At 61.4% G+C, this 3642-nt stretch carries 2 protein-coding genes and 3 pseudogenes; 1 reads left to right on the top strand and 4 read right to left on the bottom strand.

Annotated elements, in window-relative coordinates; translation table 11 throughout:
- Positions 1-692: 692 nt before the first annotated feature.
- Positions 693-1061 carry an antibiotic biosynthesis monooxygenase family protein gene (locus VMJ11_RS30355; RefSeq protein ID WP_325624544.1) on the bottom strand — a complete coding sequence of 123 codons (369 nt, stop codon included), beginning with the start codon at positions 1059-1061 and terminating at the stop codon, positions 693-695.
- Between the two features lie 131 nt (positions 1062-1192).
- Between VMJ11_RS30355 and VMJ11_RS30350 the strand changes: the two genes are divergently transcribed.
- Entirely contained in the window at positions 1193-1633 is a 441-nt protein-coding gene (locus VMJ11_RS30350) for a MarR family winged helix-turn-helix transcriptional regulator (protein ID WP_414694516.1), read from the top strand.
- Between the two features lie 520 nt (positions 1634-2153).
- Here VMJ11_RS30350 and VMJ11_RS30345 read toward each other — a convergent pair.
- From VMJ11_RS30345 to VMJ11_RS30335, 3 pseudogenes are all read right to left on the bottom strand, one after another.
- Positions 2154-2423: pseudogene (locus VMJ11_RS30345) on the bottom strand (3'-5' exonuclease); the annotation flags it as partial.
- Positions 2424-2905: 482 nt separating this feature from the next.
- Positions 2906-3280 (bottom strand): annotated as a pseudogene (locus VMJ11_RS30340) (hypothetical protein); the annotation flags it as partial.
- Positions 3281-3437: 157 nt separating this feature from the next.
- Positions 3438-3614: pseudogene (locus VMJ11_RS30335) on the bottom strand (TrbG/VirB9 family P-type conjugative transfer protein); the annotation flags it as partial.
- Positions 3615-3642 lie beyond the last annotated feature (28 nt).

The following is a 3642-nucleotide window of genomic DNA, read 5'->3' as shown; positions in this document are numbered from 1 at the left end:
AGAGGTCAATCAACGAGGCAATCAGCAATTTTCTTCGCCAGGGGATTCCCCATGGTCTGGCATATGTGCACCCAGATTCGTGCGAGGAAACAAAGGAGAAGCAATAAGCGAGCGGTCACATGCTGTTGGTTTGCTGATTGTCGATTGCCGTGCCCGTGAATGCAATTCTCGCTAGAGAACGTTGTTCGCTGGCGCGTTCGCATACCTCCACGGAACGTTCAACGGCCGCTATCTGCGTAACCTGATGTCGCTTTGATCGCCCACAGAGGGGGCGCTACGGAAACCACCACTCTTCGCCTTCCGCGTAAGCCGTCATTCACATAGGGCAACAACTCTCCAGCTGAATGACCGCTCCGGCCGACGGCTCGTTGTCAATCGCAACGGACGCGATAGCGGGTGTACCCTAGAAGCCGCCGTTGACGCAGCGAGGAGCCAACAGGCCGCTGAGGGTCGTGTTCGGCCGACTGCATGAGCACACGCCCGAAGCGATTGTCGCGCTCTGTCGTGGGCCACTAGCCGGCCATGTGCGGTCATTGGTTCCAAGGCATGGAGGGACAGTCAAACTGCGGCTCCGCACGGCAAAGCTGACTGTCACCTACCTATCGCCCTCGTCGTATCCCTTCGCGAGGACTGTGTCTCCAACTCGCATGAAGGGGCGCGTTGCGACATTGCGTCCAGCAGGGCGTGAGCCCCTAACTGACGCAAATGCCCGGCACTGCAACCTTCTGGAAGAGGTGGGGCGAAGCGATCGCCGAGGAGGGATAGGCGGCCAGGCTCGCCTTGAACTCCGGGTGAGAGAACGCCGCTCGAAAATCGGCGGTTGACTCCCAGACAGCGTAGTTCATGTAGGTCGGATTTTCTCCGAGTGCGCGATGGAGCTGCGTCGAGATGAAGCCGGGTTGCCGCTTCATGAACGCCGCGTCGTCCTGCCAGACCTTGAGAAAGTTCGGCTCGTCGGCCGGATCCAGTGTGAAGACATTCATAAGCACGACGGGAGCGGCGTCAGTGGCAAGTTGACGTGCGATCGGGAAGGATGGGTCGAGGGGTCGTAACTGCAGCATGGCGCACTCCTGGGTTTGGAAGCATGATGTCAACCTGACACGATCGATTTATAGTAAATTGACATGATGGTGTCAATTACGATTTATGGTGACATATGCGCAAGACAGCGAGAACGCCTGCCGGCGAACTCTTGACGGACATCATTCTTGATTTCTTCCGGCTCAACAGCGGACTTCTGACCGCGGGGGATCGCCTGGTTGCGGGACTTGGGCTCACGAGTGCACGCTGGCAGATCCTTGGCGCCGTCGCCGCAGCAGAACGGTCGCAGCCGGTAGCCTGGCTCGCTCGGGACTTAGGGGCCAATCGTCAGAACGTCCAACGGATAGTGAACGACCTGGCAGAGGATGGCTTGGTTCGTTTCGAGGCGAACCCTCATCATCGCCGCGCACAGCTTGTCGTGCTGACAGACAAGGGAAGGCAGGCGTTTGGTGCTGCCATGAGTCTTCAGGCTCCATGGGTCAACCGCCTCTCCGATGGATTGGCCGTCGACGAGATCAAGGCCGCACATCGCGTCATCATGAGATTGCAAGCGAATCTGGACGACATGATCGAAGCCGATGGTCTGGATTGATCGCGCGTTCGTCATTTCTTCCTCCGACTGCGACATCCAATGCACGGTGTGCAATGTTCTACCAGCACGCGGCCGTTCCCCGGTGCCATCTACCGCGCACCGAACGCGAGCGTCCCCGGCTGGCAATCCACTACTAGATCGCGTAATCGGACGGCCGGTTGACTTCGGAAACTGACACTGATTAGGCGGCAAATTGGGAGACCGGTACGGGTCGGCTTCTGTCGACCAGATTGGGCAGCCTTGTTTAAGGCGCATCGACGACGGCGCGATAAAACATGATCGTTCTGTGCGCTATCGAAGAAAGTTGGCAATTGTGCTCACGGAAACACTGAGTTTCCTGTGGCCCGGTTCACGCGATGCGAGGACGTGCGTAGACTTCGTCCCATCTCTGTTCGCAATGACCGGCTGCTTCTCTCTCCCCGTCTTCCCCGCTCGCGTAGCGGGGATTTTTATGTGCCCGGCATGGCGCAACACAAGAGGAAAGGATGGTGACTCGGGGAATGCGAGGCGGCCGAAGCCGTCAGGCTTCCGGCACCTGAGACTCATGGATGAACCGCGTCGGCGGATTCTTGCGGATCGACGAGATGGTCAGCGTCTCGCGGGCGCGCGTCATGGCCACGTAAAAGAGGCGCCGCTCTTCGGATTCGGGGCTTTTCTGGTCAGGCACCACGTTTTCCTCGGCACGCGTGATCTACACGTGGTCCCACTCCAGCCCCTTCGAACTATGCATGGTGGTGAGCACCAGCGCATCCGGCGCGGGCTCGTTGTTCGCGCGCTTGAGGAACTGCAGGTCGCGCTCGGCCGATGATGCACGTGCGTTGCCCTGCCCCATCGCCGCCGCATGCGCCCCTGCCTGCGCGGCAGCCTGGCCTGCTGCTGCCTGCTGCGCGGCGAGCTGCTGCACCGCCATCTGCTGGGGCGTCATGATCCCGTTGGCAGCGGCGCTGTTCTGTGGATCCGCCTGCTCCTTGACCTTGAGGCCCGGAATGAAAATCGGCGAGGCATAGAGGTTGTCCTGCTTCGCGCTGGACGCGAGATTTCCGTTGTTCGACTCGCGATCATACTGATCCAGCGCGAGCGCTGGCTTCGTCGAAGTTGCCTGGGCATCCGACGCGGCTGCAGCGTCCCGGCGTGCCTTTTCCTCGGCAGCGCGTGCGCGCGCCTGCTGGTCGGCAATGATCCGGTCGATATCGTCACTCGCAGGCGCACGATCCACCGCCGCGGCGGTCTTTGCGGCCTTGTCCTCCTTCGCCTGCTCGGCCGCGCGGGCACTCACCTTCGACTGGTAATAGAAGCCCATCGCCCCGATGGCGAGCGCGAAGATGGCACCCACTGCCATGAGCGCGTTGCGCGGCGACTTGCCCTTGACCACGCGGTCCTGATCGGAGGCCACCCCCTGGTTCTGGCTCGACATCGCTCAGAACCCGAAGATGCCGGGCCGACGGCGTGTAACGGTGACCTCGTCATCGCCCGCGCGCAGCACGATCCTGTCCACCATCTGCTGGACAACGATGTACTGCCCGCGCGGATGAAGTTCGGGCTGACATCGTCGCCGTGGTCCTTGACGACGGGCACCGCGAACGGCGCCCCCGGCGGCAGCCGCAACCAGACGAACCGGCCGTCGTCGAAGACCGTCTCCGGCCGGAACGCTGTGGAACCGTCGACCTTGTAGTCGAAATTGAGCTTGTCGGGAGAGACGCCGAGAGGCCCGGAGTCGGTCGCGCCACTGTTTCCGGAGGCCGCGCCATCCGCAGCCCCATCGGCGTCCCCGCGCGCGCACCTTCGCCATCAGGGATTCGGCATAGTGAAAGCGCACACTCTGGTAAAACAGGCCGCCCATCGGCCAAGACACCAGCGTCATGTCGTAGTCGCGCAGGTTCGTCGTCAGGTGCAGCGTGTTCACGAGTCCTGGCCTGACCGGCTTGATGAACACATGGTTCGCGCCGTCCGTATCGATGATCCAGCTCACCGAGTCGCCCATGGCAGGTTCGGCAACGAGCTTCTCGCCC

It is taken from the genome of Paraburkholderia sp., assembly GCF_035501035.1.
In the GTDB taxonomy this organism is placed as follows: domain Bacteria; phylum Pseudomonadota; class Gammaproteobacteria; order Burkholderiales; family Burkholderiaceae; genus Paraburkholderia.
Note: the sequence above shows the minus strand (reverse complement) of the source record. Positions and strands in the feature narration are given on the sequence as shown.

Bases quoted from the DNA above. Each gene is read 5' to 3' on its own strand.
- VMJ11_RS30355 (WP_325624544.1), bottom strand. From the start codon at position 1,061: ATGCTGCAGTTACGACCCCTCGACCCATCCTTCCCGATCGCACGTCAA.